Here is a 1,649-nt window from a genome sequence, read left to right as displayed (position 1 = left end):
AACCAACCCCTCCCGGCCCTTCGGGCCACCCTCCCCTTAAGGGGGAGGGGCATTTCAGACGAGGGAGAAAATCATGGTCGGCGCATCGAAATCGGAAACGGGAGGCGGCCCGATCCGCTACGGCATGGTCGGCGGCGGGCAAGGCGCCTTCATCGGTGCCGTGCACCGGATCGCGGCGCGCATGGACAATGAGTTCGTCTTGGTCGCAGGTGCCCTGTCGTCCGACCCGGCGCGTGCCAAGGCATCGGCCGAGGAGCTCGGGCTCGATCCGGCGCGCAGCTACAGCTCGTTCGCCGAGATGGCCAAGGCCGAGGCCAAGCGGCCGGATGGCATAGAGGCGGTGGCCATCGTCACGCCCAACAATGTCCATGTGCCGGCGGCGAAGGCTTTTCTCGAGGCCGGCATCCATGTCATCTGCGACAAGCCGCTGGCGACGACGCTGGCCGAGGCAAAGAATCTGGCGGCATTAGTCGAAAAGACCGGCAAAGTGTTCGTGCTGACGCATAATTACACCGCCTATCCGATGGTACGGCAGGCGCGCGAGATGGTAGCCAAGGGGCAGCTCGGCGACATCCGCATCGTGCAGTCTGAATATCCGCAGGACTGGCTAACCGAGGACCTCGCCGCTACCGGCCAGAAGCAGGCGGCCTGGCGCTCCGACCCCAAGCAGGCGGGTGCCGGCGGTGCGCTGGGCGACATCGGCACGCATGCCTACAATCTCGCGCGCTTCGTCTGCGGGCTGGAGCTCGATTCACTTTCCGCCGATCTCGACGCCTTCGTGCCGGGGCGGCAACTCGACGACAATGTCAACGTGATGCTGCGCTTCAAACCGGTCGGCAAGTCGCACCCGGCCAAGGGCATGATCTGGGCGAGCCAGGTGGCGCCCGGCCACGAGAACGGGCTGAAGCTGCGCATCTACGGCTCGAAGGGCGGACTTGAATGGGTGCAGGCCGACCCGAACTATCTCTGGTACACGCCGTTCGGCCAGCCGAAGCAGTTGATCACCCGGAACGGCGCCGGCGCGCTTCCCGTCGCCGGGCGCGTCAGCCGGGTTCCGTCAGGCCATCCGGAAGGCTATCTCGAAGGCTTCGCCAACATCTACCAGGAGGCGGCCCGCGCCATCCGCGCGGCGCGCCGCAACGGCGGCAAGCCGGCTAAGGAAGTTATCTTCCCGACCATCCAGGACGGCGTCGAAGGCATGGCCTTCATCGAAGCCTGCGTGAAGTCGTCGAGGAAGAACGGGGCTTGGACGAAGCTCTGATCGGGGTGCTGATCTTCAGGTGATACCGGCCTGCAAACGGCAGTTTCATGCGCTTCCGGTGCTCACGTACGAAAAGTACGTTCCGCTCCGGTTCTCGGAAACTACCATTTTCGGCTCGGCCTAACCTGAATCTCAACACCCCTGTGGATTGCGCAATGATGGGAGGGGCGTCGATGAAAATCGGCATGTGCATGTTTTTGTGGACGACAGCCGTGTCGAAGAAACACGAGCCACTGCTCAGGGATATCAAGGCGACCGGCTTCGATGGCGTCGAGATACCGATCTTTGCCGGCACGCCGGACGACTACACAAAACTTGGCGAACTGCTCGACCGCATCGGGCTGGAGCGCACCGCCGTTTCAGCGATGGGCGATCCGGCGCTGAACTT

1 protein-coding gene and 1 pseudogene are annotated in these 1,649 nt (G+C 63.8%); both read left to right on the top strand.

Annotated elements, in window-relative coordinates; translation table 11 throughout:
- The first annotated feature begins 73 nt into the window (after positions 1-73).
- Positions 74-1,261 (top strand): Gfo/Idh/MocA family oxidoreductase, encoded by a 1,188-nt coding sequence (locus EOA86_RS33680; RefSeq protein ID WP_128345489.1) that lies wholly within the window; start codon positions 74-76, stop codon positions 1,259-1,261.
- Between the two features lie 173 nt (positions 1,262-1,434).
- A pseudogene (locus EOA86_RS33675) lies at positions 1,435-1,649 on the top strand (sugar phosphate isomerase/epimerase); the annotation flags it as partial.

The sequence above is a fragment of the Mesorhizobium sp. M5C.F.Ca.IN.020.32.2.1 genome, assembly GCF_004023105.1.
Classification (GTDB): Bacteria; Pseudomonadota; Alphaproteobacteria; order Rhizobiales; family Rhizobiaceae; genus Mesorhizobium; species Mesorhizobium wenxiniae.
Note: the sequence above shows the minus strand (reverse complement) of the source record. Positions and strands in the feature narration are given on the sequence as shown.

What these genes read in the sequence shown, in the direction of transcription:
- EOA86_RS33680 (WP_128345489.1), top strand. Translation starts at nt 74, where the DNA reads ATGGTCGGCGCATCGAAATCGGAAACGGGAGGCGGCCCGATCCGCTAC.